Source organism: Streptomyces sp. NPDC102441 (assembly GCF_044765585.1).
Taxonomy (GTDB): domain Bacteria; phylum Actinomycetota; class Actinomycetes; order Streptomycetales; family Streptomycetaceae; genus Streptomyces.
Map to the genome: position 1 here is coordinate 422477 of NZ_JBIWKH010000001.1, position 23360 is coordinate 445836.

The 23360-nt window shown below is 69.9% G+C and carries 24 protein-coding genes; 13 read left to right on the forward strand and 11 right to left on the reverse strand.

Translation table 11 applies throughout. The annotated features are described in order from the left end of the window. The 5 genes from ACIREO_RS01930 to ACIREO_RS01950 all read left to right on the forward strand — a co-directional run bounded on the left by ACIREO_RS01930 (window position 1) and on the right by ACIREO_RS01950 (window position 4970). Window positions 1–936 carry a cellulose-binding protein gene (locus tag ACIREO_RS01930; protein ID WP_404103624.1) on the forward strand — a complete coding sequence of 312 codons (936 nt, stop codon included), beginning with the start codon at window positions 1–3 and terminating at the stop codon, window positions 934–936. 99 nt (window positions 937–1035) lie between these two features. Further along, window positions 1036–2046, forward strand: coding sequence for an ATP-binding cassette domain-containing protein (locus ACIREO_RS01935; RefSeq protein ID WP_404103627.1), 1011 nt, complete (start codon window positions 1036–1038; stop codon window positions 2044–2046). A 5-nt stretch (window positions 2047–2051) separates the two neighbouring features. After that, complete coding sequence (locus ACIREO_RS01940; RefSeq protein ID WP_404103629.1) at window positions 2052–2831, forward strand: ABC transporter permease subunit; 780 nt, start codon at window positions 2052–2054, stop codon at window positions 2829–2831. Window positions 2832–2967: 136 nt separating this feature from the next. Further along, window positions 2968–4110: an ABC transporter ATP-binding protein gene (locus tag ACIREO_RS01945; RefSeq protein WP_404103632.1), complete on the forward strand. Its 1143-nt coding sequence runs from the start codon at window positions 2968–2970 to the stop codon at window positions 4108–4110. Then, entirely contained in the window at window positions 4107–4970 is an 864-nt protein-coding gene (locus ACIREO_RS01950) for an ABC transporter permease (protein ID WP_404103635.1), read from the forward strand. The genes ACIREO_RS01945 and ACIREO_RS01950 overlap by 4 nt, the downstream gene beginning before the upstream one ends. A gap of 9 nt (window positions 4971–4979) precedes the next feature. Here ACIREO_RS01950 and ACIREO_RS01955 read toward each other — a convergent pair whose 3' ends face one another. Beyond that, window positions 4980–5309, reverse strand: a complete 330-nt coding sequence (locus ACIREO_RS01955; protein WP_404103638.1) for an ATP/GTP-binding protein — start codon at window positions 5307–5309, stop codon at window positions 4980–4982. Between the two features lie 214 nt (window positions 5310–5523). Between ACIREO_RS01955 and ACIREO_RS01960 the strand changes: the two genes are divergently transcribed. After that, complete coding sequence (locus ACIREO_RS01960) at window positions 5524–6555, forward strand: LLM class flavin-dependent oxidoreductase (protein ID WP_404103641.1); 1032 nt, start codon at window positions 5524–5526, stop codon at window positions 6553–6555. A 98-nt stretch (window positions 6556–6653) separates the two neighbouring features. Here ACIREO_RS01960 and ACIREO_RS01965 read toward each other — a convergent pair whose 3' ends face one another. Then, a complete protein-coding gene (locus ACIREO_RS01965; protein WP_404103644.1) occupies window positions 6654–7046 on the reverse strand; it encodes an SCO5389 family protein in 393 nt (130 codons plus the stop codon). Window positions 7047–7304: 258 nt separating this feature from the next. On the opposite strand from ACIREO_RS01965, the gene nucS reads away from it, so the two are divergent. After that, window positions 7305–7976, forward strand: coding sequence for an endonuclease NucS (nucS, locus tag ACIREO_RS01970; protein WP_383563528.1), 672 nt, complete (start codon window positions 7305–7307; stop codon window positions 7974–7976). 72 nt (window positions 7977–8048) lie between these two features. On the opposite strand, the gene ACIREO_RS01975 is transcribed toward nucS, so the two are convergent. The 4 genes from ACIREO_RS01975 to ACIREO_RS01990 form a co-directional block, all read right to left on the reverse strand. Then, window positions 8049–10511, reverse strand: coding sequence for an ATP-binding protein (locus ACIREO_RS01975; RefSeq protein ID WP_404103647.1), 2463 nt, complete (start codon window positions 10509–10511; stop codon window positions 8049–8051). 236 nt (window positions 10512–10747) lie between these two features. Continuing rightward, complete coding sequence (locus ACIREO_RS01980) at window positions 10748–11071, reverse strand: STAS domain-containing protein (RefSeq protein ID WP_014154038.1); 324 nt, start codon at window positions 11069–11071, stop codon at window positions 10748–10750. A gap of 245 nt (window positions 11072–11316) precedes the next feature. Beyond that, a complete protein-coding gene (locus ACIREO_RS01985; protein ID WP_404103649.1) occupies window positions 11317–12165 on the reverse strand; it encodes a 3-hydroxyacyl-CoA dehydrogenase family protein in 849 nt (282 codons plus the stop codon). A 127-nt stretch (window positions 12166–12292) separates the two neighbouring features. Further along, window positions 12293–12934 (reverse strand): TetR/AcrR family transcriptional regulator, encoded by a 642-nt coding sequence (locus tag ACIREO_RS01990; RefSeq protein ID WP_404103652.1) that lies wholly within the window; start codon window positions 12932–12934, stop codon window positions 12293–12295. A gap of 82 nt (window positions 12935–13016) precedes the next feature. Here ACIREO_RS01990 and ACIREO_RS01995 point away from each other — a divergent pair, with 82 nt between their 5' ends. Genes ACIREO_RS01995 through ACIREO_RS02005 form a run of 3 tightly spaced genes read left to right on the forward strand, consistent with a single transcriptional unit; the run spans window position 13017 to window position 15142 of the window. After that, window positions 13017–13799, forward strand: a complete 783-nt coding sequence (locus tag ACIREO_RS01995; RefSeq protein ID WP_404103654.1) for an ABC transporter ATP-binding protein — start codon at window positions 13017–13019, stop codon at window positions 13797–13799. A gap of 7 nt (window positions 13800–13806) precedes the next feature. Further along, window positions 13807–14556 (forward strand): ABC transporter permease, encoded by a 750-nt coding sequence (locus tag ACIREO_RS02000; protein ID WP_404103656.1) that lies wholly within the window; start codon window positions 13807–13809, stop codon window positions 14554–14556. Between the two features lie 13 nt (window positions 14557–14569). Then, window positions 14570–15142, forward strand: coding sequence for a cob(I)yrinic acid a,c-diamide adenosyltransferase (locus ACIREO_RS02005; RefSeq protein WP_404103659.1), 573 nt, complete (start codon window positions 14570–14572; stop codon window positions 15140–15142). 1 nt (window position 15143) lies between these two features. Here the strand turns inward: ACIREO_RS02005 and ACIREO_RS02010 are convergent, their stop codons facing one another. Beyond that, window positions 15144–15701 (reverse strand): hypothetical protein, encoded by a 558-nt coding sequence (locus tag ACIREO_RS02010; RefSeq protein WP_404103661.1) that lies wholly within the window; start codon window positions 15699–15701, stop codon window positions 15144–15146. 151 nt (window positions 15702–15852) lie between these two features. On the opposite strand from ACIREO_RS02010, the gene ACIREO_RS02015 reads away from it, so the two are divergent. From ACIREO_RS02015 to ACIREO_RS02025, 3 genes are all read left to right on the forward strand, one after another. After that, window positions 15853–17049 carry a sensor histidine kinase gene (locus tag ACIREO_RS02015; protein WP_404103663.1) on the forward strand — a complete coding sequence of 399 codons (1197 nt, stop codon included), beginning with the start codon at window positions 15853–15855 and terminating at the stop codon, window positions 17047–17049. Then, entirely contained in the window at window positions 17046–17696 is a 651-nt protein-coding gene (locus ACIREO_RS02020; RefSeq protein ID WP_404103666.1) for a response regulator, read from the forward strand. Before ACIREO_RS02015 ends, ACIREO_RS02020 begins: the two co-directional genes overlap by 4 nt. Before the next feature lie 161 nt (window positions 17697–17857). Beyond that, a complete protein-coding gene (locus tag ACIREO_RS02025) occupies window positions 17858–19738 on the forward strand; it encodes a glycosyl hydrolase family 18 protein (RefSeq protein ID WP_404103668.1) in 1881 nt (626 codons plus the stop codon). Window positions 19739–19902: 164 nt separating this feature from the next. Here ACIREO_RS02025 and ACIREO_RS02030 read toward each other — a convergent pair whose 3' ends face one another. From ACIREO_RS02030 to ACIREO_RS02045, 4 genes are all read right to left on the reverse strand, one after another. Continuing rightward, a complete protein-coding gene (locus tag ACIREO_RS02030; protein WP_404104466.1) occupies window positions 19903–20349 on the reverse strand; it encodes a DUF2550 domain-containing protein in 447 nt (148 codons plus the stop codon). A 142-nt stretch (window positions 20350–20491) separates the two neighbouring features. Further along, window positions 20492–20866 carry a F0F1 ATP synthase subunit epsilon gene (locus tag ACIREO_RS02035; RefSeq protein ID WP_404103670.1) on the reverse strand — a complete coding sequence of 125 codons (375 nt, stop codon included), beginning with the start codon at window positions 20864–20866 and terminating at the stop codon, window positions 20492–20494. Between the two features lie 109 nt (window positions 20867–20975). Then, on the reverse strand, window positions 20976–22418 hold the full coding sequence (gene atpD, locus ACIREO_RS02040) for a F0F1 ATP synthase subunit beta (protein ID WP_404103672.1): 1443 nt from the start codon (window positions 22416–22418) through the stop codon (window positions 20976–20978). Beyond that, the gene (locus tag ACIREO_RS02045) at window positions 22418–23359 is read right to left on the reverse strand and encodes a F0F1 ATP synthase subunit gamma (protein WP_404103674.1); all 942 of its coding nucleotides are present in this window, start codon (window positions 23357–23359) and stop codon (window positions 22418–22420) included. Before ACIREO_RS02045 ends, atpD begins: the two co-directional genes overlap by 1 nt. Window position 23360: the final 1 nt, after the last annotated feature.

Sequence of the window (23360 nt, forward strand, 5' to 3'; positions counted from 1 at the left end):
ATGAGCGACCCTTCCTCCCCCTTCGGCTTCGAGCTCGTGCGACGTGGATACGACCGCGGTCAGGTGGACGACCGCATTACCAAGATCGTCGCCGACCGTGACAGCGCTCTTGCCCGTATCACTTCTCTGGAAAAGCGCATCGAGGAGCTCCACCTCGAGACACAGAACGCCCAGGCCCAGGTCAACGACGCCGAGCCGTCGTACGCCGGGCTCGGTGCTCGTGTCGAGAAGATCCTCCGCCTCGCCGAGGAGGAGGCGAAGGACCTGCGTGAGGAGGCCCGCCGCGCGGCCGAGCAGCACCGCGAGCTGGCCGAGTCGGCCGCCCAGCAGGTGCGCAACGACGCGGAGACCTTCGCCTCGGAGCGCAAGTCGAAGGCCGAGGACGAGGGCGTTCGCATCGTCGAGAAGGCCAAGGGCGAGGCGAGCACGCTGCGCACCGACGCCCAGAAGGACGCCCAGCAGAAGCGCGAGGAGGCGGACGCCCTCTTCGAGGAGACCCGCGCCAAGGCCGCCCAGGCCGCCGCTGACTTCGAGACGAACCTCGCCAAGCGCCGTGAGCAGTCGGAGCGCGACCTGGCGTCGCGTCAGGCGAAGGCCGAGAAGCGTCTCGCGGAGATCGAGCACCGCGCGGAGCAGCTCCGCCTGGAGGCCGAGAAGCTCCGTACGGACGCCGAGCGCCGTGCCCGTCAGACGGTGGAGACGGCTCAGCGTCAGGCCGAGGACATCGTGGCGGACGCGAACGCGAAGGCCGACCGGATCCGCAGCGAGTCGGAGCGCGAGCTGGCGGCGCTCACCAACCGCCGCGACTCGATCAACGCCCAGCTGACCAACGTCCGCGAGATGCTGGCGACGCTGACGGGTGCCGCGGTCGCCGCCGCCGGCTCCCCGGAGGACGAGTCCGCCACCCAGGGGGTCCCCGCCCAGCAGACCCGCTGAGCGAGAGGCCCTGGGGCACGTACAGCAGCTGTACCCCTTTGTGCGCCCGGTTCCGCCCTTGTGGTGGCGCCGGGCGCGCGTCCGTTCTAGCGTGATCGCATGATCGAGCTCGACGGCCTCACCAAACGCTTCGGCAACAAGGTTGCCGTCGACCATCTGTCATGCCGGGTCAGACCGGGAATGGTGACGGGGTTCCTCGGCCCGAACGGCGCGGGCAAGTCCACGACCATGCGGATGATGCTCGACCTCGACAACCCGACCAGCGGCACGGTGCGGATCGACGGCCGTCACTACCGCGACCTCCAGGAGCCGCTCAAGCACATCGGGGCGCTGCTGGACGCCAAGTCGATGCACGGCGGGCGCAGCGCGTACAACAACCTCCTGTGTCTCGCCCAGAGCAACCGCATCCCGGCGAGCCGGGTCTCCCACGTGCTGGACACGGTCGGCCTGACCGCGGTGGCGAAGAAGAAGTCCAAGGGCTTCTCCCTCGGTATGGGCCAGCGGCTGGGAATCGCGGCCGCCCTGCTCGGGGATCCCGAGATCCTGATGTTCGACGAGCCCGTCAACGGTCTGGACCCGGAGGGAATTCACTGGATCAGGAATCTGATGAAGGCCCTCGCGTCCGAAGGCCGGACGATCTTCGTCTCCTCCCATCTGATGAGCGAAATGGCGCTGACCGCCGATCATCTGATCGTCATCGGGCAGGGAAAGCTCCTCGCGGACACCTCCATGGCCGATTTCATCCACGAGAACTCCCGCAGTTTCGTGCGGATGCGCTCACCGGAACAGGAGCGTCTGCGCGATCTGCTGCACGCGGAGGGCGTCGTCGCGGTCGAGTCGGGCAACGGCACGCTGGAGATCGACGACGAGGCCCCGGAGCGGATGGGTGAGCTCGCCGGCCGGCACGGGATCGTGCTGCACGAGCTCAGCGCCCAGCGGGCCTCCCTGGAGGAGGCCTTCATGCAGATGACCGCGGGCTCCGTGGAATACCACGCCCACTCCGAGCGCGACGACGCCCTGCCACCGCCGGTGGGCCCGCACTGGGGCGACCAGTGGAACCAGCAGCAGGCCGGCGGCGGCACGGCCGGCGACCGCCCGAAGGGGGTGTGACGGCGATGGCATCGGTACCCGCGGTCCTGAATTCCGAGTGGACCAAGATCCGTACGGTCTCGTCGACCACCTGGACGCTGATCTCCGCTTTCGTCGTCACCGTCGCCATGGGCGCGGCCCTGAGCGCTCTGCTGAGCAGCCAGTTCGATGATCTCTCCGCCGCCGAGCGGGTCACCTTCGACCCGACGTACGTGAGCTTCTCCGGAATGATCCTGGGGCAGCTCGCGATGGTCGTCTTCGGTGTCCTGGTGGTGGGTACGGAGTACAGCTCCGGCATGATCCGCACCTCGCTCTCCGCCGTTCCGCAGCGCGGGTCGTTCCTGTTCAGCAAGATCGCGGTGGCGGGCGTCCTGGCGCTGGTCGTCGGCCTCGCCACCAGCTTCGTGACGTTCTTTCTCGGCCAGGCCCTGCTCGGCGACCGCGGCACGGACATCGGCGCGGAGAACGTGCTGCGCGCGGTCTTCGGCGGCGGTGTCTACATGGGCCTGATCGCGGTCTTCTCCATGGGCGTCGCCACGATGCTGCGCAGCTCGATGCTGTCGCTCGGCATCCTGATGCCCTTCTTCTTCCTCGTCTCACAGATCCTGTCGGCGGTCCCGGGCGCCAAGAGCGTGGCCCGCTACTTCCCCGACCAGGCCGGTTCCAAGATCATGCAGGTGGTCCCCGACGCCATGAACAGCGACCCGGCGCCGTACGGTCCGTGGGCCGGGCTCGGGATCATGGCGCTGTGGGTGCTGGCGGCGCTGATCGGCGGCTACCTCGTCCTGAAGAAGCGGGACGCCTGACCGGGCGCCCGGGACGCGGGCGCCCGGCCTCCGGCTTGGCCGGAACCACCCGCGGCTGGTTATCCTCCTAACTCTTACGGGGGCGTGCGGCCGCGGGCCTGGGCCCCGACGACAGATAAGTCGATGGGGCTGGAGAATGATCGAGGCAGTCGGCCTGACCAAGCGCTACGGCGCGAAGACGGCCGTGCACAACCTTTCCTTCCAGGTGCGGCCCGGGGCGGTCACGGGGTTCCTCGGTCCCAACGGGTCGGGCAAGTCCACCACCATGCGCATGATGCTCGGTCTGGACCGGCCGACATCCGGCCATGTGACGATCGGCGGCCACGCCTTCCGCAGCCTCCCCAACGCCCCGCGCCAGGTCGGTGCGCTGCTCGACGCCAAGGCCGTGCACGGCGGGCGCAGCGCCCGTAACCACCTGCTGTGCCTGGCCCAGCTGGCGGGTATCCCGGCGGCCAGGGTGGACGAGGTCCTCGGCGTCGTCGGACTGCAGGACGTCGCGAAGAAGCGTTCCAGTGGCTACTCCCTGGGCATGGGACAGCGGCTCGGCATCGCGGCGGCGCTGCTCGGCGACCCGCAGGTGCTGCTCTTCGACGAGCCTGTCAACGGTCTCGACCCCGAGGGCATCCTCTGGGTCCGCAACCTGATGAAACAGCTGGCCTCCGAGGGCCGCACGGTCTTCGTCTCCAGCCACCTGATGAGCGAGATGGCGGTCACCGCCGACCATCTGATCGTGATCGGGCGCGGGCAGCTGCTCTCCGACATGAGCATCAAGGAGTTCATCTCCGCCAACTCCGCGGACTTCGCACGGGTGCGGGTCCCGGCGGACCGGCCGGAGGAGCGGGAGAAGCTGACGACCTCGCTGACGGAGGCGGGCGCCGGGGTCATGCCTGAACCGGACGGCGCCCTGCGCGTCACCGGACTGCCGCTCCCCCGGATCAGCGATCTGGCCCACGCCTCGGACGTCCGGCTGTGGGAGCTCTCGCCCCACCAGGCGTCGCTGGAGGAGGCGTACATGCGGATGACACAGGCCGCCGTGGACTACCGCTCCACGGCGGACGCCAAGGAATGGCTCCAGCCGCCGCCTCCCGGCTACGGACACCCCGGCCACCAGGGCCCCGAGCAGGCCGATCCCGGGCACCAGCCTCCGCCGGAGGTCCCGCAGCAGGGCTGGTACGCCCCGCCGCCCCCGGGGCAGAACCCGTACGCCGACGCACCGCCGGCCGCCCCCGCGCCCACCGCGGACCGGCCCGAGCGCACGACCGACGAGGACTCCCGATGACGATGCCGCCGCCCCCTCAGGCGCACCAGGCTCCCCCGCCACCGCAGCAGGCCCAGGGTGGCCCGACCGGCCTGTACTCCTCACCGATTCCCGTGCGCACCCCCGGCCTCGGTGACGCCATCGCCTCCGAATGGACGAAGATCCGCTCCGTGCGCTCCACGATGTGGACGCTCGGCGTGATGATTGTGCTCCTGACCGGCATCGGGCTGCTCACCGCGCTCGTCGTGGACATGTCGGACGCCCCCCTGGACGACACCCCCGTGCTCAGCCTGGGCTTCTTCGGCGTGCTGCTCGGGTCGATCTGCGTGATCACGCTCGGCGTGCTGACCATCTCGTCCGAGTACGGCACCGGGATGATCCGTACGACGCTGACCGCGTGCCCGAGCCGGGCGCGGATGCTCATCGCGAAGTCGGTCGTCTTCTTCCTGCTCACCTTCACGATCACCACCGTGACCACCGGGATCGTCGGCGTCCTTCAGACGGCCATCCTGGACGGCGCCACACCCGACACCGAGTACTGGGTGCGCTCCACGGTCGGGATCGGCCTCTACCTCGCGACGCTGGGGCTGCTCTCGCTCGCGCTCGGCGCGCTCATCCGGCATTCGGCGGGTGCCATCACGATCATGATCGCGCTGGTGCTGCTCCCGCTCGTGCTGGCGATGTTCATGTTCTCCCGGTCACTGGCCGATGTGCAGCAGGCACTCTTCGAGTACTCGATCCCCAACCAGCTCGGCGCGATGTACGACATGTCGGTGACCGCGTCGGGCCCGGCCGGCTGGGAGCCGCTGTGGATCATCCTGGGCCTGGCCGCGGTGGCGATGACCGGCGCCCTCGTCTCGCTCGACCGGCGGGACGTCTGAGGGCGTCGCTCAGTAGCGCGGAGCGTTCCTGGACCGCTGCACCCGTGTGGTGCGGCGGTCCTTCGCGTTCCAGCAGGCCTTGTGCCAGTGCCTGCGGTCGTCGATCCCGCCGAACTCGGGCCAGGCGACGAGGTGGGGGATCCCGGACGGGATCTCCTGGTCGCAGCCGGGGCAGCGGTAGCGTTTGCCGGCCGCGCTCGCGCCGCTCACCGGGCGCACCGACCACTCCTCGCCCTGCCAGCTCTCCGTGGCACCGCCCCCGCCGTACCGTTCTCCCGCCTCGCGTGGGATGCCGGCAGGACTCTCGCCGCCTCGGGGGCGGTTGCGGCGCGGGGACACGGGACACCTCACGGGGCGGGAACGGGCAAATTGTTCCGACCAGCCTAGAGCCACCGGCGGCCCGCCCGTGTCGGCAGTGGCGGATGAGCACCCACGGGGCGGGTGGGTTACCGGAAAATCGCAACAACTTCGCCGTGGACCGTGCCTTTGGCACGTGTCAGACGTTGTTGCCAGTGGAGGGACAGCCGCGTCGGCCGTAGGGAGGCAGAAGGCGATGCGCGTAGGAACGTTCGTACTGGCAGCTCAGTTTCCGGGCCAGGGGCAGGGTGAGACCCTGCACCGGGCCGTCCGCTCGGCGGAGGTCGCGGAGGAGTCCGGACTCGATTCCGTCTGGCTGGCTGAACACCACTTCGTGCCGTACGGGGTGTGCCCGTCCGCCACGACACTCGCCGCCCTGCTGCTCGGCCGCACCCGCAGGATCCGCGTGGGTACGGCGGTGAGCGTGCTGCCGAACCAGCACCCGGTCGCACTCGGCGAGCAGGCGGCGCTGCTGCATCTGACCAGCGGAGGGCGCTTCTCCCTCGGGGTGGGGCGTGGCGGCCCATGGGTCGACCTGGAGGTGTTCGGCGGCGGACTCGAGGCGTACGAGAAGGGCTTCCCCGAGGCGCTGGGGCTGCTCCTCGAATGGCTGGGCAAGCCCCGGGTGGCGGGGCACGGGGAGCGTCACGGCTTCCGCGAGGTGGCCGTGGTGCCCCGCGCCGACGAGCTCCTCGGGGACGGTCCGCCGGGCCCCGAGGTGATCGTCGCCTGCACGTCGCCGAAAAGCGTGAAACTCGCCGCTGAAAAGGGTTTGCCGATGCTCCTCGGGATGCATTGCGGCGACGAGGAGAAGGCCGACATGGTCACTCTGTGGCGTTCGGCGGCCCGGGAGGCCGGCCAGCCGGCGGAGGTCGCGGAGCGGGTAGCACATGTGTCCGCAGGGGTGGCCCAGATCGCCGACCGCCCGGCGGACGCCGTGGAGACACTCGTGAAGGCGATGCCCGGCTGGCTCCGGCAGGGGCTCGACGCCCATGTGACGGTCGACGGCCGGCACCGGGTGATGCGCGACCCCGTGGCGTATACGGAGTTCCTCTGCGGTCTGCATCCGGTGGGTCCGCCCCGCTTCGCCGCCGACCGGCTCGCGGCCACGGCGGAGCGCACGGGCATCACCCGCTTCGCCCTCATGGTCGAGGGGTCGGGCGATCTCGCGGCGACGGAGACGAATGTGGAACGGCTGGGCACGGAAGTGCTGCCGTTGCTGAAGTGACCTGTTCACGCCGGTCGTTCCTGGTGGCGCGGTGGTGCGGGAGCTGCCGCCCCGGAGCCAGTTGCACCTCCCGCGGCCCGAAGCGGCAGCAGAAGCGTTCAGCAGTCCCGTAGTCCGGGTGACTGGTTGAGCAGCTGACCCCTCACCGAGGTGAATCGGGCCAGCCGCTCGTCGACCGAGTCGTCCAGCGGGAACACCGCGACGCGGTGGCAGTTCTGGAATGCCAGACGCACTCCGAAGTGCCGCTGCAGCGCGCCGCGTATCGCATCACTCGCGAGCGCACGCAGCAGCTGACCACGTGCCTGCTCGTCCGGCGGGGGCGTCTGGTTGTCGGCGAACTCTCCGCCGTCGACCTTCAGCTGGGCCACCAGGGAGCTGATCATCTCCCATGCGTAAGGCAGGGAGGTCCGGACGCAGTCGACGAAGTCGGCTTCGTCGACCTCGCCTCGCTCGGCCTGTTCCAACAGCGCCGGTGAGACGTCGAGCGACATGGGTTCTCCTCTCGCGGCCCCGGCAGGTGGCCGGGGCCTTACGGGCAGGGCAGGATGGCGACGCTGCGTACACAGACGGCGACCTCCTGCTTCCACGGTAAGGGCGCAGTCCGGGCCGCACCAGGAGATTGGGAACACAACCGGCCAATATCGAACGGTCGCAAAGAGGGGCAAGACCGATCGGTCCCTCTCCGGAGGTGTACCGGAAGGGGACCGGGAATCGCGTGGACCACGGGTCGTCGAGTAGCGTTGCCGACCATGCGTCTCGTCATCGCCCGTTGCTCCGTCGACTACGCGGGCCGGCTCACCGCCCACCTGCCCTCCGCCCCCCGTCTGATCCTGGTGAAGGCGGACGGCAGCGTCTCGATCCACGCCGACGACCGGGCGTACAAGCCCCTCAACTGGATGTCCCCGCCGTGCACCCTGAAGGAGGGCGCCGACGACAACGAGGGCGTCTGGACCGTGGTGAACAAAGCGGGCGAGAAACTGATCATCACGATGGAGGAGATCCTCCATGACTCGTCCCATGAGCTGGGTGTCGACCCGGGGCTGATCAAGGACGGCGTGGAGGCGCACCTCCAGGAGCTGCTCGCCGACCGCATCGAGACGATCGGCGAGGGCTACACGCTGATCCGCCGTGAGTACCCGACCGCGATCGGCCCGGTCGACATCCTGTGCCGGGACGCGGACGGTGCGACGGTGGCGGTGGAGCTGAAGCGGCGGGGGGACATCGACGGCGTGGAGCAGCTGACCCGCTATCTGGAGCTGCTCAACCGCGATCCGCATCTGGCGCCGGTGCGGGGTGTGTTCGCGGCGCAGGAGATCAAGCCGCAGGCCCGGGTGCTGGCGACGGACCGTGGCATCGGGTGCCTGGTCCTCGACTACAACGCGATGCGGGGCATCGAGGACGACAAGCTGCGGCTGTTCTGACCCTGGGGGCGCTGCCCGCCCCCTGATCGCCGTACGGGCCCGGATTCCGGGCCCGTACGGCGGTTTTCGCGTTCAGGCCGCGGTCGGCGAACCGCTCTCCGTCGCCGAAGCGGTGCCGGTCTCCGCCGGGCCGCTCGCCGAGTTGGAGTTCTCCGGCTCCGTCGGGGTCTCGGTCGGGGGCGTCGGATCCGTGGGGGGCGTGTCGGTCGGGGTCTCGGTCGGGGTCTCCGACTCGTCGGGCGGGGTGGTCGGCGGCTTCGTCGGCTTCTTCGTCGGCGAGGGGCTACCCTGCGTCGGCGGGTCGTCACTACTGGGGCTGCCGCTCGACGAGGTGCTCGTCCCCGGGCTCGTGCCGGGGCTCGACGAGCCCGGGGACGGGCTGCCGCTCGCGGACGGTGAGGCGGTGCCGGACGGGCTCGGGGATTCGGAGCCGGCCGTGCCCTCGTCGGTGGCCGGGCCGTCGGTCGGCTCGTCCGCCGGGAGGCCGTTCTCGCTGTCGTCCTCGTTCGCCGACTGTTCGGTCGTGACGTTCTGTCCGTCCGGGTCGTCGCTCCCCGAGGTGGCTCCCAGAGTCACCACGGTGCCGAGCACCGCCGCCAGCAGTGCGCCGGCGCCCACCGCGACGATGTTGCGCCGGGCGCCGCTGAGCACTCCCCCCGTGCGCCCGCCGGGCGGCCCCGCCTGCGGCGGCGTCTGACGGGTGATCAGGGTCGCGGACGTCTCGACCACCCGCGGGAAGGGTGTCGCCACGGGGATTCCGCCGGGGGGCGAGGCCGACTCGTCGTGACGCGGGGCCGGCACCTCCTCGCCGGCCGGGGTGCTGTGCACCGGTTCGCCCGAGCGGTCCGCGACGAGGGCGAGCGCCCGGCGTCCGGCCACCGCGCCGGGCTTGTCGGCGAGCGCACCGCGCATGCCGACGGACGCCTCAAGTTCGGCCCTGGCCCGGTCCAGCTGTCCGGCGCAGAGCGCGAGCACACCCAATTCGTGGTGGAAGTACGCCTCTTCCGCCACCTCTCCGGCGATCCGTGCGGCCTCCTGGCCGACCCTGAGGGCCTTTTCCCAGGCGCCCCACTGCATTCCCGCCGCGAAGGCGGGAGCGGCGCTGCGGGCCAGCAGGACGGCCACGCTGGCCTGTCCTGGCGCCTCGCCGGGAACGAGGCGGGTCATCGAGGCCAGCAGGGCGTCCGCCTCGGCGACCGCGCGTTCCGGGGTGACGGAGGGGTGCCCTGCCCACCAGGCGTAGTGCTGTGCGGCGCTGCGGGCGTGTGCGTCCGCGCTCTCGTCGTATCCGCCGGCCTCCAGCTGGGCCAGGACACCGGCGGCCAGCCGGTAGCGGGGGCCGGCCGGGGAGAGCAGTCCGCCGAGAGCCAGCTCCCCCAGGGCGGCATCGGCGTGGGTGTCGCCCACGAGGGCCGGCAGATGCGCCTGGTGCGGCACCTCGCCGCCGAGCGCGACGGCGAAGCGCAGGGTCTCCCGGGCGGCCTCGCTCAGCCGGGAGGCGAGCAGAGCGGCGGGCGCCGCGCCTTCACCGAGGCTGGGCAGCGGAAGGCCGGCGGGCTCGGTCCGGCCGAAGGGGGCGTCGGCCGGACCGTCGCCGTAGCCGTCGAACGCGTCCTGGCCGGCACGCACGTCGTCCCGCTGGCGCAGCAGGGCGCCCGCCTGGACGAAGCGCAGCGGCAGCCCTTCGGACTCGAACCAGAGGTCTCCCGCCCAGTTCGCCTCCTCGTCGGTGAGCACGCGCTCCACGACGTGTTCCATCAGCTCGATCGAGGCGCTGCGGCCGAGACCGGTGAGGAAGACCTCCTCGAGATTCGCGTCGGGTCCGGGCGCGGGCACGTCGGGCGTCGTGGCGAAGAGGAACGCGCACTCCGGGGTGGCGTCGAGCAGCTCCTGGAGCGCGGCGCCGCCGAGCTCCAGGTCGTCGACGACGACGACGGCGCCGATGCCGTGGACGAGCGCGAGGAGTCCTTCGCGGTCGGGGCGGTACAGCGGTGCGCTGTAGACGGCCTCGAAGAGCCCGTACAGCAGCTCGGTGGCGGTCCGCCTGTGTCCGGAGAGCCGTACGACCCCGTCCGGTGCCAGGTCCGCGCAGTCGGCGGCGACGGCGTCCACGAGGGCCGTGCGTCCGGACCCGGCGGGCCCTGTGAGGCACACCGAGCGCCCCCGGGCGAGCAGCCGTACCAGCCGCTCGCGCTCCTCCCGGCGTTCCAGGAGGGGCATCTGCGGCGCGGGCGGGCCCGGGGGCACCGGCGGCGCGGCGGCACGCTCGCGCTCCACACGACGGGCCGCCGTGTGCCGTACGGGTGCGTCGGGCTGCTCCCCCGGCCGGCAGGGCTCGATCTCGCTGCCGTCGACCGGGTTGACGGTGAGCAGGAACTCACCCGATATCAGTTGCACCGTGCGTGACTGCTGGGGTGTCTGGTGCCCGAGGTCGGGCGTCAGCGGGTCACGGGGCTGCCGCCGCCGCCCGGCGTCGTCGCCGGAACGTCCGGCGCCATGGCCGTACTCTTCCGGTCCCCGGTTGATCGGGTCCATCGTCAAAGTCCCCCAGACGCGCAGCGCGCGGTTGCCCCATCCGGCCTCGCACGCCCCGCTGTCGCTCCCGGTCCGGTGTCCGCCAGTGGGTCCTCGTCGATCGGCAGACGGCCGAACCCTAAACCTTCGCACAGTATCTACGAACCGGCGGGGGGCCGCGCGGCCCCCGACATCACGTTCTCGTGAGGATTGTGCGCGAAGGGGCTCGCAGGGGTGCGGGCCTCACGGTACGGCCCTCAGACGCGTGGCAGGGAGTCGGCGGCGAGCCCGCCCTCGATGGCCAGGATCCTGTGCAGTCTCGTCGCCACCAGCAGGCGCTGCATCTGCGGCGGCACGCCGCGCAGCACCAGCCGCCGGCCTGCCCGGCCGGCTCTGCGGTGCGCGCCCATGATGACGCCGAGTCCGGTGGCGTCCCACGAGTCCAGCTCGGTCAGGTTCAGCACGAGATCGCCGGCTCCGTCGTCGACGGCCGAGTGCAGAACCGTACGGGCGTCCGCCGCGCTTCGGACGTCGAGGCGGCCCCCGACGACCAGCTCGGCGTGGTCGCCCCTGATGTGCATATGCGCTCCCCGGAAGTACTCCGCAGCAAGGTCGGTCTGTCTTGTTTTCTCTTTCTGTCTCTGCCACAACTGACTGCCGCAGGGACAGGGAAGTTGCCGTCTGTAAGCGAACCGATACCGAATTCACCCCGAGGAGTGAAGCAGCTCCGGCGGTACCCGCTGGATCCGCGAACCGGACGGCACCGGAATCCCGGATCCCCGGCTCTGACTGACGGCGCATCAGGCAGCCGGGGACCCGGTCGTGATCAGTAGGTGTAGAAGCCCTGCCCGCTCTTGCGCCCGATGTCACCTGCGTCGACCATCCGGCGCATCAGTTCCGGGGCGGCGAACTTCTCGTCCTGGGACTCGGTGTAGATGTTGCCTGTCGCGTGCAGGAGGATGTCCACGCCGGTCATGTCGGCCGTGGCGAGCGGGCCCATGGCGTGGCCGAAACCCAGCTTGCACGCGGTGTCGATGTCCTCGGCCGAGGCGACGCCCGACTCGTACAGCTTGGCCGCCTCGACGACCAGTGCCGAGATCAGCCGGGTGGTGACGAAGCCCGCGACATCGCGGTTGACGACGATGCAGGTCTTGCCCACCGACTCGGCGAACTCCCGCGCGGTGGCCAGTGTTCCGTCGCTGGTCTTGTAGCCGCGCACCAGCTCGCAGAGCTGCATCATCGGCACCGGCGAGAAGAAGTGCACACCGACGACCCGCTCCGGGCGCTCCGTCACGGCCGCGATCTTGGTGATCGGGATGGCGGAGGTGTTGGAGGCGAGGACGGCGTCCTCCCGTACGACCTTGTCGAGCGTACGGAAGATCTCGTGCTTGACCTCGAGCTTCTCGAAGACGGCCTCGACGACGACGTCGGCGTCCGCCACGGCGTCGAGGTCGGTGGTCGTGGTGATCCGGGCGAGCGCGGCTTCGGCGTCGGCCGCCTCCAGCTTGCCCTTGGCGACGAACTTGCCGTAACTGGCCTCGATCCCGCCGCGCCCACGGGCCAGGGCCTCGTCGGTGACATCGCGCAGCACGACGTCCCAGCCCGCCTGGGCGGAGACCTGCGCGATACCGGACCCCATGAGTCCGGCGCCGATGACGGCGAGCTTCCTGGCCACGTTTCGCACCCCAATACTTATCGGTCGTTCACATGCTCTCCGGCGGAGATTAGTACCCGTGAGGGTCGTTACGGCCCTGAAGAGATGCGCGTCACGTCTCACATGACGGACATCACACCGGCCGGCGTCACGCGGCGGCGCGTCGTGCGTAGTTGAGCACCTTCTCGCCGAGGAGGTCCTCCATGTCGTCGAGCAGGACGAGTGCGTCGCGCGACACCTCGTTCGTCCCACGGCCCGCGACCATCTCGCCGCCGATGTACGCCATGAGCGTGCTGTGCACCCACGAGAGCTGACCGGCCACCAGAACCGGAGCCTGGTCGCCGGGCTCCGCCCCGGACTCCTCCCGCAGGGTCCCCTCCAGGTGGCGCTGAGCCTCCTGCCCGATGTGCCAGAGCCGGGCCTTGAGGCTGTCGGCACCCTCGATGACCCGCATGAAGCGGGCGTAGCCGTCCATGAGGCCGACCGTCGGCGAGACGCCCTCCACCTGGATCCGCAGTTCGCGCAGGACGGCGTCGGCGGCGGACTCCCCCTTGTCACGGCCACGGACATAGCGCGAGAGCCGGTCGACGACGCCACTGCTGCGGTCCAGGAAGAGGTCCTCCTTGGTCGGGAAGTAGTTGTACACCGTGTTCACGGAGACGTCGGCGGCCTCGGCGATCTCGGCGATCGTGACCGCGTCGAAGCCCCGCTCCACGAAGAGCCAGGTGGCCACGTCCGAGAGGTGCTGCCTCGTCCGGCGCTTCTTCCGCTCCCTCAGTCCCTCAGCCATGAGCCCATCCTACGTAACCCATGGTGTCGATGAAATTTTGGAGGCATTGCAATTTTCCAGTCACTCTGTTTTTGTGGTCACTATGCCAATCATCAGTACGTCCGGGCTCGCCCGGACCTTCACGACCAAGGCGGGACCGGTCCACGCCGTGCGCTCGGTCGATCTGGCCGTCATGCCCGGTGAGATCGTCGGCCTTCTGGGGCCCAACGGCGCGGGCAAGACCACCACCCTGCGGATGCTCACCACACTGCTCGCCCCCACCGGCGGCGCGGCCACCGTCGCCGGCTGCGACCTGACCGGGAACCCGGCGGGGGTCCGCGAGAAGTGCGGTTACGTCGCCCAGTCCGGCGGGGTGGACCCGCATGTCACCGTGCGGGAGGAGCTGGTCACCCAGGGGCGGCTGTACCGGCTGGGAAAGGCGGACGCGATCGCGCGCACGGCGGAACTGGCGGCCCGTCTCGGCCTCGGCGACCTGCTCGACCGCAGGACGGCCGCGCTCTCCGGCGGCCAGCGCCGCCGCCTCGACATCGCGATGGGCCTCACCCACCGTCCGGCCGTGCTCTTCCTCGACGAGCCGACCACCGGTCTCGATCCGGGCAGCCGGGAGGACCTCTGGGACCTGGTCCGTGGGCTGCGGGACGAGTTCGGCACCACGGTCGTGCTCACCACCCACTACCTCGACGAGGCCGACGCCCTCGCGGACCGGCTGGTCGTCATCGACGGCGGCCTGGTCGTCGCCGAGGGAGCCCCGGCCGCACTGAAGACCGAGCACGCCGGCTCCCCCGACGCCTCGCTCCACGAGACCTTCCTCGCGATCACCGGGCGGACCCCGGCCGCCGCCGAGGCCGCCCCCGTCGCCGTATAGGACCCCCATGCTTCTCCACGACACCTCGCTGATCTTCGGCCGGTACGTCCGACAGACCCTGCGCTCCCGGTTCCAGATCTTCTTCGGGATCCTGATGCCGCTGCTCTACCTGCTCTTCTTCGGCCCGCTCCTCACAAGCCTCCCGCTCGGCTCCACCGGTGACTCCTGGCAGGTCCTGGTGCCCGGCCTGCTCCTGCAACTGGCGCTGTTCGGAGCCTCGTTCACCGGTTTCGCGATCATCATCGAGCAGTCGACGGGGGTGGTCGAGCGCATGCGCGTGACCCCCGTCAGCCGTCTCGCCCTCCTGCTGGGACGGGTCCTGCGGGACGCCCTGCTCTTCATGTTCCAGTCCGTGCTGCTGGTGCTCGCCGCGCTGGTCATGGGGCTGCGCGCCCCGCTGCCCGGGGTGCTCATCGGCTTCGCGTTCGTGGGGCTGCTGACCGTCTCGCTGGCCTCGCTGTCGTACGCCCTGGCCATGAAGGTGCGTACGCCGCAGGAGTTCGGGCCGGTGATCAACTCGCTCACCATGCCGGCCATGCTGCTCTCCGGTCTGATGCTGCCGATGACGCTGGGTCCCGCCTGGCTGGACGTCCTGTCGCACTTCACGCCGTTCCGCTATCTGGTGGACGCGGTGCGGGACGCGTACGTCGGCTCGTACGCCACGGCACACATGCTGTACGGGGTCCTGGTGGCCCTCGCGTTCGCCCTTCTGGCTGTGACGGTCGGCACGCGCGTCTTCCGTCGGGCGGGAGCCTAACTACGCTGGCCCCATGGTCAATCTGACGCGCATCTACACCCGTACCGGCGACAAGGGCACCACGGCCCTCGGCGACATGAGCCGGACCGCCAAGACCGATCTGCGGATCTCGGCCTACGCCGACGCCAACGAGGCCAATGCCGCCATCGGCACGGCGATCGCGCTCGGGAGCCTCCCGGAGGACGTCGTGAAGGTCCTCGTCCGGGTACAGAACGACCTGTTCGACGTGGGCGCGGACCTGTGCACACCGGTGGTCGAGAACCCGGAGTACCCGCCGCTGCGGGTGGAGCAGCCGTACGTCGACAAGCTGGAGGCGGACTGCGACACCTTCCTGGAGGAGCTGGAGAAGCTCCGCAGCTTCATCCTCCCGGGCGGGACGCCGGGGGCGGCGCTGCTGCACCAGGCCTGCACGGTCGTCCGGCGCGCGGAGCGGTCCACCTGGGCTGCGCTGGAGGTGCACGGCGAGGTGATGAACGCGCTGACGGCGACCTATCTCAACCGCCTCTCCGACCTCCTGTTCATCCTCGCCAGGACGGCGAACAAGGAGGTCGGCGACGTCCTGTGGGTGCCGGGCGGCGAGCGCTGAGTCAGCGGCCGGCTCCCACCCGGTCCTTCGGCTCCTGCTTCGGGGCGACTGTGTAGCCCACGGCGATGATCAGGTTGATCCCGATCACCCAGAGCATCTTCTGCTGCCACATCTGTAGCGAGCCGGTGTCGCCGTCCCCGCCGACGTACCAGATCGCCGCCTGGAGCAGGGCCATGGCCGTTCCCGCGGCCACGGTCCAGCGCGCGGCGGTGCGCCACTCGTGGGCGGCCCGCGCCATCCCGTACTTCGGGGGCTTCACCGGCGGCGGGCCGCCCGCGAAGCGGTGAGCGACCCGGGCGTCGACCCACTTGATGGTGGAGTGGCCGAGACCCACGGTGAAGCCGATGTAGACGGCGGCCAGGCCGTGCTTCCAGTCGGGCTCGGCGCCGTTCTTCAGGTCGACGGCCGTCACCACGAGCAGCACGACCTCCAGCAGGGGCTCGCACAGCAGCACGGCGGCGCCCAGCCGGGGCTTCTTCGCGACGTACCGCAGCGCGAGTCCGGCGGCCAGCAGGACCCAGAACCCGACCTCGCAGAGCACGATCAGTGTGACGATCACGGCACTTCCCCTTCCGGTCCCTTCCAGGCTCCTCTCCGTACGGCGCCGGATCGTCGTCGGCAGTGACGAGACGTGAGTGCATCCTTCGATGTAGCCGCACCTCACCCCGCGTACGGACGTGCCGCTCCACGCCACCGTGTTGGATGGGAGGGTGATCTCCGTTACGCGCCCGCACCGCGACGACGTCCTCCTCGCGGTCGTCGGGCTGTCCGGCGGTGCGATCCTGTGGCTGATCGGTATCCACATCCAGAACGGCCGGCTCTTCGAGGCCCCCTGGGTGTCCCTGCTGCCGCTCGTGGTGATGTCGGCGCTGGAACTGCTGCGGCGCAACGCCCCGCTGACCGCCCTGGTGGTCGGCGCCCTCGCGCTGGTGGCTGATCAGTTCACCGTGGGCAGCCTCGCGACACTGCTGCTGTTCACGGACCTCGTGTACGCCGCGGTGCTGTACGGCGCGCCCGCCGCCTCACGCCGCATCCCGGTGATCGCCCTGCTCGTCACGGTCGCCACGACGGTCGGCTTCGTCGCCTGGGCCCCGTCCGCGGACGCCGTACTCATCGGGATCGTCATCGGCATGGTCTTCTTCGGCCCCGCCCTGACCGGTGCCAGTGTGCGCAACCACCGCGACGCCGCCGACGCGGCCCGGCTGCGTGCCGACCAGACCGCGCTGCTGGCGGAGATGGACCGGGCGCAGGCGGTGACCGCGGAGCGTTCCCGGATGGCCCGCGAGCTGCACGACATGGTCGCCAACCATCTCTCCGCGATCGCCATCCACTCCACCGCCGCGCTCTCCATCGACGATGCGGGCACCTCCCGGGAGGCCCTCGGGGTCATCCGGCAGAACAGTGTCGACGGGCTGGCCGAGATGCGGCGGCTGATCGGGCTGCTGAGGGAGAGCGGTGCGGCCGGGCCGCCGAGCGCGGCTCCGACCCTCGCCTCCCTGGACACGCTCGTCGGGCAGGCGGGCGCGAACTCCGCGTCCAGCGGGCTCACCGTCACCCTGGACGACGCCCGCGAGGAGTCCGGGCCGCTGCCCGCACCGGTGGAGCTGGCGGCGTACCGCATCGTGCAGGAGTCGCTGACGAACGCGCTGAAGCATGCGGCGCCGGGCCCGGTGACGGTCCGGCTGGGACGTTCGTGTGGGGTGTTGACCGTCGAGGTGAGCAGCGTGCTCGGAGACCGGCCGGGGCCGCGCGCGCCCGGTTCGGGGGCCGGCCTGGTGGGGATGCGCGAACGGGTGGCGCTGCTGGGCGGGACGATGGACGCGGGTCCTGAACCCCGGTCCGACGGCTCGAAGACATGGCTGGTGCGGGCCGAACTGCCCGTCGAGGAAAGGACGTACCGCACATGACGATCCGGGTGCTGGTCGCGGAGGACCAGTCCGCCGTGCGCGCGGGGCTGGTGCTGATCCTGGGCAGCGCCCCGGACATCGAGGTGGTGGGCGAGGCGGCCGACGGCGAGGCCGCCGTGCGCCTGGCCCGTGAACTCCGCCCGGATCTGGTGCTCATGGATGTGCAGATGCCCCGGCTCGACGGGGTGTCAGCGACACGGCAGGTCGTGGGTGAGCGGCTGGCGGACGTGCTGGTGCTGACCACCTTCGACCTGGACGAATACGTCTTCGGCGCGCTGCGCGCGGGCGCCTCGGGCTTCCTGCTGAAGAACACCGACGCCAAGGATCTGCTCGAAGCGGTACGCACGGTGGCGCGCGGCGAGGGCCTGATCGCCCCGGCGGTCACGCGGCGGCTGATCGAGGAGTTCGCCGGGACCACCCCTTCGCGCAGGGCGGGCGGGCCGGGCCGCGAGGTACTGGACGCGCTGACGCGCAGGGAGCGGGAGGTGCTGGGCTGCCTCGGTGAGGGACTGTCGAACGCGGAGATCGCTGGGCGCCTCCAGATGGCGGAGGCGACGGTGAAGACCCACGTCAGCAGGCTGCTCGGGAAGCTGGAGCTCCGCAGCAGGGTGCAAGCGGCGGTTCTTGCCCAGGAGTTGGGTATCTGAACCCCCGGATGGAACTTTGGTCTGGACCTCTTGACGATTGGTCCAGACCTTCCTAATGTCACGGCACACACTGCGGTGAGTACGCCATGACACAGCGTGCTCAGGGCGACGCAGGGTTTGACGGACCATCCCGATTGCCGGACCTCACCCGAGGAGCACCGTTGAGCACTGACAACCCCGTACGCCTCTCCCGTCTCAGATGGAGACGCTCAGCCTCCACAGCCATCAGGTCGAAGACGGTCGCGGGTCTCACCGCGCTGCTGCTTCCCCTCGCCGCCATGGTCGGCCTGGCCTCCCCCGCCGAGGCCGCCACCTCCGCGACCGCCACCTACGTCAAGAAGTCCGACTGGGGCACCGGTTTCGAAGGCCAGTGGACGGTCAAGAACACCGGCACGACCGCCCTCTCCTCGTGGACGATCGAGTGGGACTTCCCCTCCGGCACCGCGGCCGGCTCCGCCTGGGACGCCGCCGTCACCAGCTCCGGAAACCACTGGACGGCCAAGAACCTCGGCTGGAACGGGACGGTAGCCCCGGGCGCCAGCATCAGCTTCGGCTTCAACGGCACCGGCACCGGCTCCCCCACCGGCTGCAAGCTGAACGGCGCCTCCTGTGACGGCGGCAGCGTCCCCGGCGACAACGCCCCGTCCAAGCCCGGCACCCCCGCCGCGAGCGCCGTCACCGACACCTCGGCGAAGCTCAGCTGGAGCGCCGCCACCGACGACAAGGGCATCAAGAACTACGACGTCCTGCGCGACGGTGCCAAGGTCGCCACGGTGACCACGACGACGTACACCGACACCGGCCTCACCAAGGGCACCGACTACTCGTACACGGTGCAGGCCCGCGACACCGCCGACCAGACCGGTCCGGTCAGCGCCTCGGTCGCCGTACGCACCACCGGCACCACGGATCCGGGCCCCGGCCCCGGTGGCAAGGTCAACCTCGGCTACTTCACGGAGTGGGGCGTCTACGGGCGCAACTACCACGTCAAGAACCTCGTGACCTCCGGCTCCGCCGAGAAGATCACCCACATCAACTACGCGTTCGGCAACGTCCAGGGCGGCAAGTGCACCATCGGCGACGCCTACGCCGACTACGACAAGGCCTACACCGCCGACCAGTCGGTCGACGGCGTCGCCGACACCTGGGACCAGCCGCTGCGCGGCAACTTCAACCAGCTGCGCAAGCTCAAGGCGAAGTACCCGAACATCAAGGTCATCTGGTCCTTCGGCGGCTGGACCTGGTCCGGCGGCTTCGGTGCCGCGGCGCAGAACCCGGCCGCGTTCGCCCAGTCCTGCTACGACCTGGTCGAGGACCCCCGCTGGGCCGATGTCTTCGACGGCATCGACATCGACTGGGAGTACCCCAACGCCTGCGGTCTCACCTGTGACACCAGCGGACCCGCCGCGCTGAAGAACCTCTCCTCGGCGCTGCGCACGAAGTTCGGCACGAACAACCTGGTCACCGCCGCGATCACCGCGGACGGCTCGGCGGGCGGCAAGATCGACGCCGCCGACTACGCCGGAGCGTCGGCCTACTTCGACTGGTACAACGTGATGACGTACGACTTCTTCGGCGCCTGGGAGGCCAAGGGTCCGACGGCCCCCCACTCCCCGCTGAACGCGTACGACGGCATCCCGCAGGACGGCTTCAACTCCGCCGCGGCCATCGCAAAGCTGAAGGCCAAGGGTGTCCCGGCGAAGAAGCTGCTGCTGGGCATCGGCTTCTACGGCCGCGGCTGGACCGGCGTCACCCAGGCGGCACCCGGCGGCACGGCCACCGGGGCCGCCGCGGGGACCTACGAGGCCGGCATCGAGGACTACAAGGTCCTGAAGAACAGCTGCCCGGCCACGGGCACGGTCGCCGGCACCGCGTACGCCCACTGCGGCACCAACTGGTGGAGCTACGACACCCCGGCGACGATCACGTCCAAGATGGCCTGGGCGAACAGCCAGGGGCTGGGCGGGGCGTTCTTCTGGGAGTTCAGCGGCGACACCGCCAACGGTGAGCTCGTGAGCGCGATGGACAACGGACTGAACTAATCCTCGCCACCCCCCACGAGGTAGTTACACCCCGGAAAGCGCCGGGGAGACAGGTCCGCCCCCTGTCTCCCCGGTTTTCGCAAGTCCGCATGCTTACGTCAGGCCACATTGACTCTCCCCCAGACTTCGTCCGGGGGGACCCCCAACCAGCGAGAACCCTCTATCTAAGCCACATTGACTCGCTGGCCCGGAGGTGCCGCCTCCAGCCAGGCGAGGAAGCCGGTCAGGGCGTCCTCGCTCATCGCCAGCTCCAGGCGCGTCCCCCGGTGGAGACAGCCGAGCACGACGGAATCGGAGAGGAGAGCCAGCTCCTCCTCGCCCTCGGGCAGCCGGCGCGCGACCACCTCGATGGCGGAGCGCTCAAGACCACGGCGCGGGCGGGGCGAATAGGAGAAGACCCGGAACCAGTCGACACGGTCACCGCTGTAGCGGGCGACCCCGTACACCCAGCCCTTGCCGGACGGATCCGGCTCCTCGGACACGTCCCAGCGCAGGCTGCAGTCGAAGGTCCCGCCGGAACGCTGGATCAGCCGCCTGCGGAGGGCGAAGACGAACAGACCCACCGCGACCAGTACGACTACCAGACCGCCGACCCACAACGCGAGGACCATCTCCACCGACCTCCTCGCATCGTCGAGTAACGGATACCGAACCGAGCCGAACCGGACTGCACCTGCATCGCCTCAGCCGCGACACGGTCTGGATCTCTCCAGCTCGGGCCGCGGCTGAGTTAAAAACTCCTCGTGGGGACGCTCAGTGCGCCGCCACCGCACGCAGTCGCACGTCCGCACGGCGCTCCGCGCCGCCGTCCGTGTCCGACTTCGCACGCTCCAGCGCACGCTCGGCGCGCTGGACATCGATCTCGTCAGCAAGCTCAGCGATCTCTGCCAGCAGCGAGAGCTTGTTGTCCGCGAACGAGATGAAACCTCCGTGCACAGCGGCGACGACAGTCGCGCCGTCGCTCGTACGGATCGTCACGGGGCCCGATTCCAGCACACCCAGGAGCGGCTGGTGACCGGGCATGACGCCGATGTCGCCGGACGTGGTACGTGCGACAACGAGGGTGGCCTCGCCGGACCAGACACTGCGGTCCGCGGCGACCAGCTCGACATGCAGCTCAGCAGCCAAGGGTGGCTCCTCGGGTCACCACCCGGCGGTCGTGCCGGGTGTCGGTTCAATTCTACGGGGCGTGGTGAGGGGGGCGGGACACACCCACCCCCCTCGGTGAGCCGGAGGCTCAGGAGATGCCGAGTTCCTTGGCGTTGGCCTTGAGGTCCTCGATGCCACCGCACATGAAGAACGCCTGCTCGGGGAAGTGGTCGTACTCCCCGTCGCAGATCGCGTTGAACGCCGCGATCGACTCGTCGAGCGGAACGTCCGAACCGTCCAGGCCGGTGAACTGCTTGGCGGCGTGGGTGTTCTGCGACAGGAAGCGCTCGACGCGACGCGCGCGGAAGACGGTGAGCTTGTCCTCCTCGCCCAGCTCGTCCATACCGAGAATGGCGATGATGTCCTGGAGGTCCTTGTACTTCTGAAGGATTCCCTTGACACGCATGGCGGTCTCGTAGTGGTCCTGCGAGATGTAGCGCGGGTCCAGGATGCGGGACGTGGAGTCCAGCGGGTCCACGGCCGGGTAGATGCCCTTCTCGGAGATCGGACGGGAGAGAACCGTCGTCGCGTCGAGGTGGGCGAACGTGGTGGCCGGGGCCGGGTCGGTCAGGTCGTCCGCGGGGACGTAGATCGCCTGCATCGAGGTGATCGAGTGGCCACGCGTCGAGGTGATGCGCTCCTGGAGCACACCCATCTCGTCGGCCAGGGTCGGCTGGTAACCCACCGCGGACGGCATGCGACCGAGCAGCGTGGAGACCTCGGAACCGGCCTGCGTGAAGCGGAAGATGTTGTCGATGAAGAGCAGCACGTCCTGCTTCTGCACATCGCGGAAGTACTCCGCCATGGTCAGGGCGGACAGCGCGACCCGCAGACGGGTGCCCGGCGGCTCGTCCATCTGGCCGAAGACCAGAGCGGTCTTCTCCAGGACGCCCGACTCGGTCATCTCGTCGATGAGGTCGTTGCCCTCACGGGTGCGCTCGCCGACACCGGCGAACACCGACACACCGTCGTGCAGCTTCGCCACACGCATGATCATTTCCTGGATGAGGACCGTCTTGCCGACGCCCGCACCGCCGAACAGACCGATCTTGCCGCCCTTGACGTACGGGGTCAGCAGGTCGACGACCTTCAGGCCGGTCTCGAACATCTCGGTCTTCGACTCGAGCTGGTCGAAGGCCGGAGCCTTGCGGTGGATCGGCCAGCGCTCGGTGATCTGCGCCTCGGCCTCCGGCTCGTTCAGGATCTCACCGAGGGTGTTGAACACCTTGCCCTTGGTGATGTCACCGACGGGGACGGTGATGCCCTTGCCCGTGTTGACCACCGGGGACTGGCGGACCACACCGTCGGTGGGCTGCATCGAGATCGCGCGGACCATGCCGTCACCCAGGTGCTGGGCGACTTCGAGGGTCAGCGTCTTACGAGCGCCGGCCTCGGCCGGGTCGTCGACCTCGATGTGCAGGGCGTTGTAGATCTCCGGCATCGCGTCGACGGGGAACTCCACGTCGACGACCGGGCCGATGACCCGGGCGACGCGGCCCGTGGCAGCGGCCGTCTCAACTGTCGTCGTCATTACTTGTCACTCCCCGCGGACGCGTCGGCCAGCGCACCTGCACCGCCGACGATCTCGCTGATTTCCTGGGTGATTTCGGCCTGGCGGGCCGCGTTGGCAAGCCGGGAGAGGCTCTTGATCAGATCCCCGGCGTTGTCGGTCGCCGACTTCATCGCACGGCGTCGGGCGGCGTGCTCGGAAGCGGCGGCCTGCAGCAGTGCGTTGTAGATACGGCTCTCGACGTAGCGCGGCAGAAGGGCGTCGAGGACGTCCTCAGCCGACGGCTCGAAGTCGAACAGCGGAAGGATCTCGCCCTTCTCGGTGCTCTCCTCCGTGCCCCCGGCGCCAGCCGCTGATGTCACAGCGTCGAGCGACAGCGGCAGCATCCGGCCGTCGATCGCGTTCTGCGTCATCATCGACACGAACTCCGTGAAGACGATGTGCAGCTCGTCGACGCCGCCCTCGGCCGTGTCCTTCTGGATGGACTCGATCAGGGGCGCGGCGACCTTCTTGGCATCCGAGTACTCGGGGCTGTCGGTGAAGCCGGTCCACGACTCCGAGACCTTGCGCTCACGGAAGCCGTAGTACGCGACGCCCTTGCGGCCGACGATGTACGTGTCGACCTCCTTGCCCTCGGCCGCCAGCCGCTCCCTCAGCCGCTCCGCCGCCTTGATGGCGTTGGAGGAGTAGCCGCCGGCCAGACCGCGGTCGCTCGTGAGGAGCAGGACCGCCGCCCGGGCCGGAGCCTCGGCCTCGGTGGTGAGGGGATGCCTGGTGTTCGAGCCGGTCGCCACCGCGGTCACCGCACGGGTGAGCTCGGTCGCGTACGGCATCGAGGCCGCCACCTTGCGCTGCGCCTTGACGATGCGCGAGGCGGCGATCATCTCCATCGCCTTGGTGATCTTCTTGGTCGCGGTGACGGCTTGGATGCGGCGCTTGTAAACGCGAAGCTGAGCGCCCATC

Coding starts and splice junctions, on each gene's coding strand:
- ACIREO_RS01930 (WP_404103624.1), top strand. CDS start 1: ATGAGCGACCCTTCCTCCCCCTTCGGCTTCGAGCTCGTGCGACGTGGA.
- ACIREO_RS01935 (WP_404103627.1), top strand. CDS start 1,036: ATGATCGAGCTCGACGGCCTCACCAAACGCTTCGGCAACAAGGTTGCC.
- ACIREO_RS01940 (WP_404103629.1), top strand. CDS start 2,052: ATGGCATCGGTACCCGCGGTCCTGAATTCCGAGTGGACCAAGATCCGT.
- ACIREO_RS01945 (WP_404103632.1), top strand. CDS start 2,968: ATGATCGAGGCAGTCGGCCTGACCAAGCGCTACGGCGCGAAGACGGCC.
- ACIREO_RS01950 (WP_404103635.1), top strand. CDS start 4,107: ATGACGATGCCGCCGCCCCCTCAGGCGCACCAGGCTCCCCCGCCACCG.
- ACIREO_RS01960 (WP_404103641.1), top strand. CDS start 5,524: ATGCGCGTAGGAACGTTCGTACTGGCAGCTCAGTTTCCGGGCCAGGGG.
- ACIREO_RS01965 (WP_404103644.1), bottom strand. CDS start 7,046: ATGTCGCTCGACGTCTCACCGGCGCTGTTGGAACAGGCCGAGCGAGGC.
- nucS (WP_383563528.1), top strand. CDS start 7,305: ATGCGTCTCGTCATCGCCCGTTGCTCCGTCGACTACGCGGGCCGGCTC.
- ACIREO_RS01975 (WP_404103647.1), bottom strand. CDS start 10,511: ATGGACCCGATCAACCGGGGACCGGAAGAGTACGGCCATGGCGCCGGA.
- ACIREO_RS01980 (WP_014154038.1), bottom strand. CDS start 11,071: ATGCACATCAGGGGCGACCACGCCGAGCTGGTCGTCGGGGGCCGCCTC.
- ACIREO_RS01990 (WP_404103652.1), bottom strand. CDS start 12,934: ATGGCTGAGGGACTGAGGGAGCGGAAGAAGCGCCGGACGAGGCAGCAC.
- ACIREO_RS01995 (WP_404103654.1), top strand. CDS start 13,017: ATGCCAATCATCAGTACGTCCGGGCTCGCCCGGACCTTCACGACCAAG.
- ACIREO_RS02000 (WP_404103656.1), top strand. CDS start 13,807: ATGCTTCTCCACGACACCTCGCTGATCTTCGGCCGGTACGTCCGACAG.
- ACIREO_RS02005 (WP_404103659.1), top strand. CDS start 14,570: ATGGTCAATCTGACGCGCATCTACACCCGTACCGGCGACAAGGGCACC.
- ACIREO_RS02020 (WP_404103666.1), top strand. CDS start 17,046: ATGACGATCCGGGTGCTGGTCGCGGAGGACCAGTCCGCCGTGCGCGCG.
- ACIREO_RS02030 (WP_404104466.1), bottom strand. CDS start 20,349: ATGGTCCTCGCGTTGTGGGTCGGCGGTCTGGTAGTCGTACTGGTCGCG.
- atpD (WP_404103672.1), bottom strand. CDS start 22,418: ATGACGACGACAGTTGAGACGGCCGCTGCCACGGGCCGCGTCGCCCGG.
- ACIREO_RS02045 (WP_404103674.1), bottom strand. CDS start 23,359: ATGGGCGCTCAGCTTCGCGTTTACAAGCGCCGCATCCAAGCCGTCACC.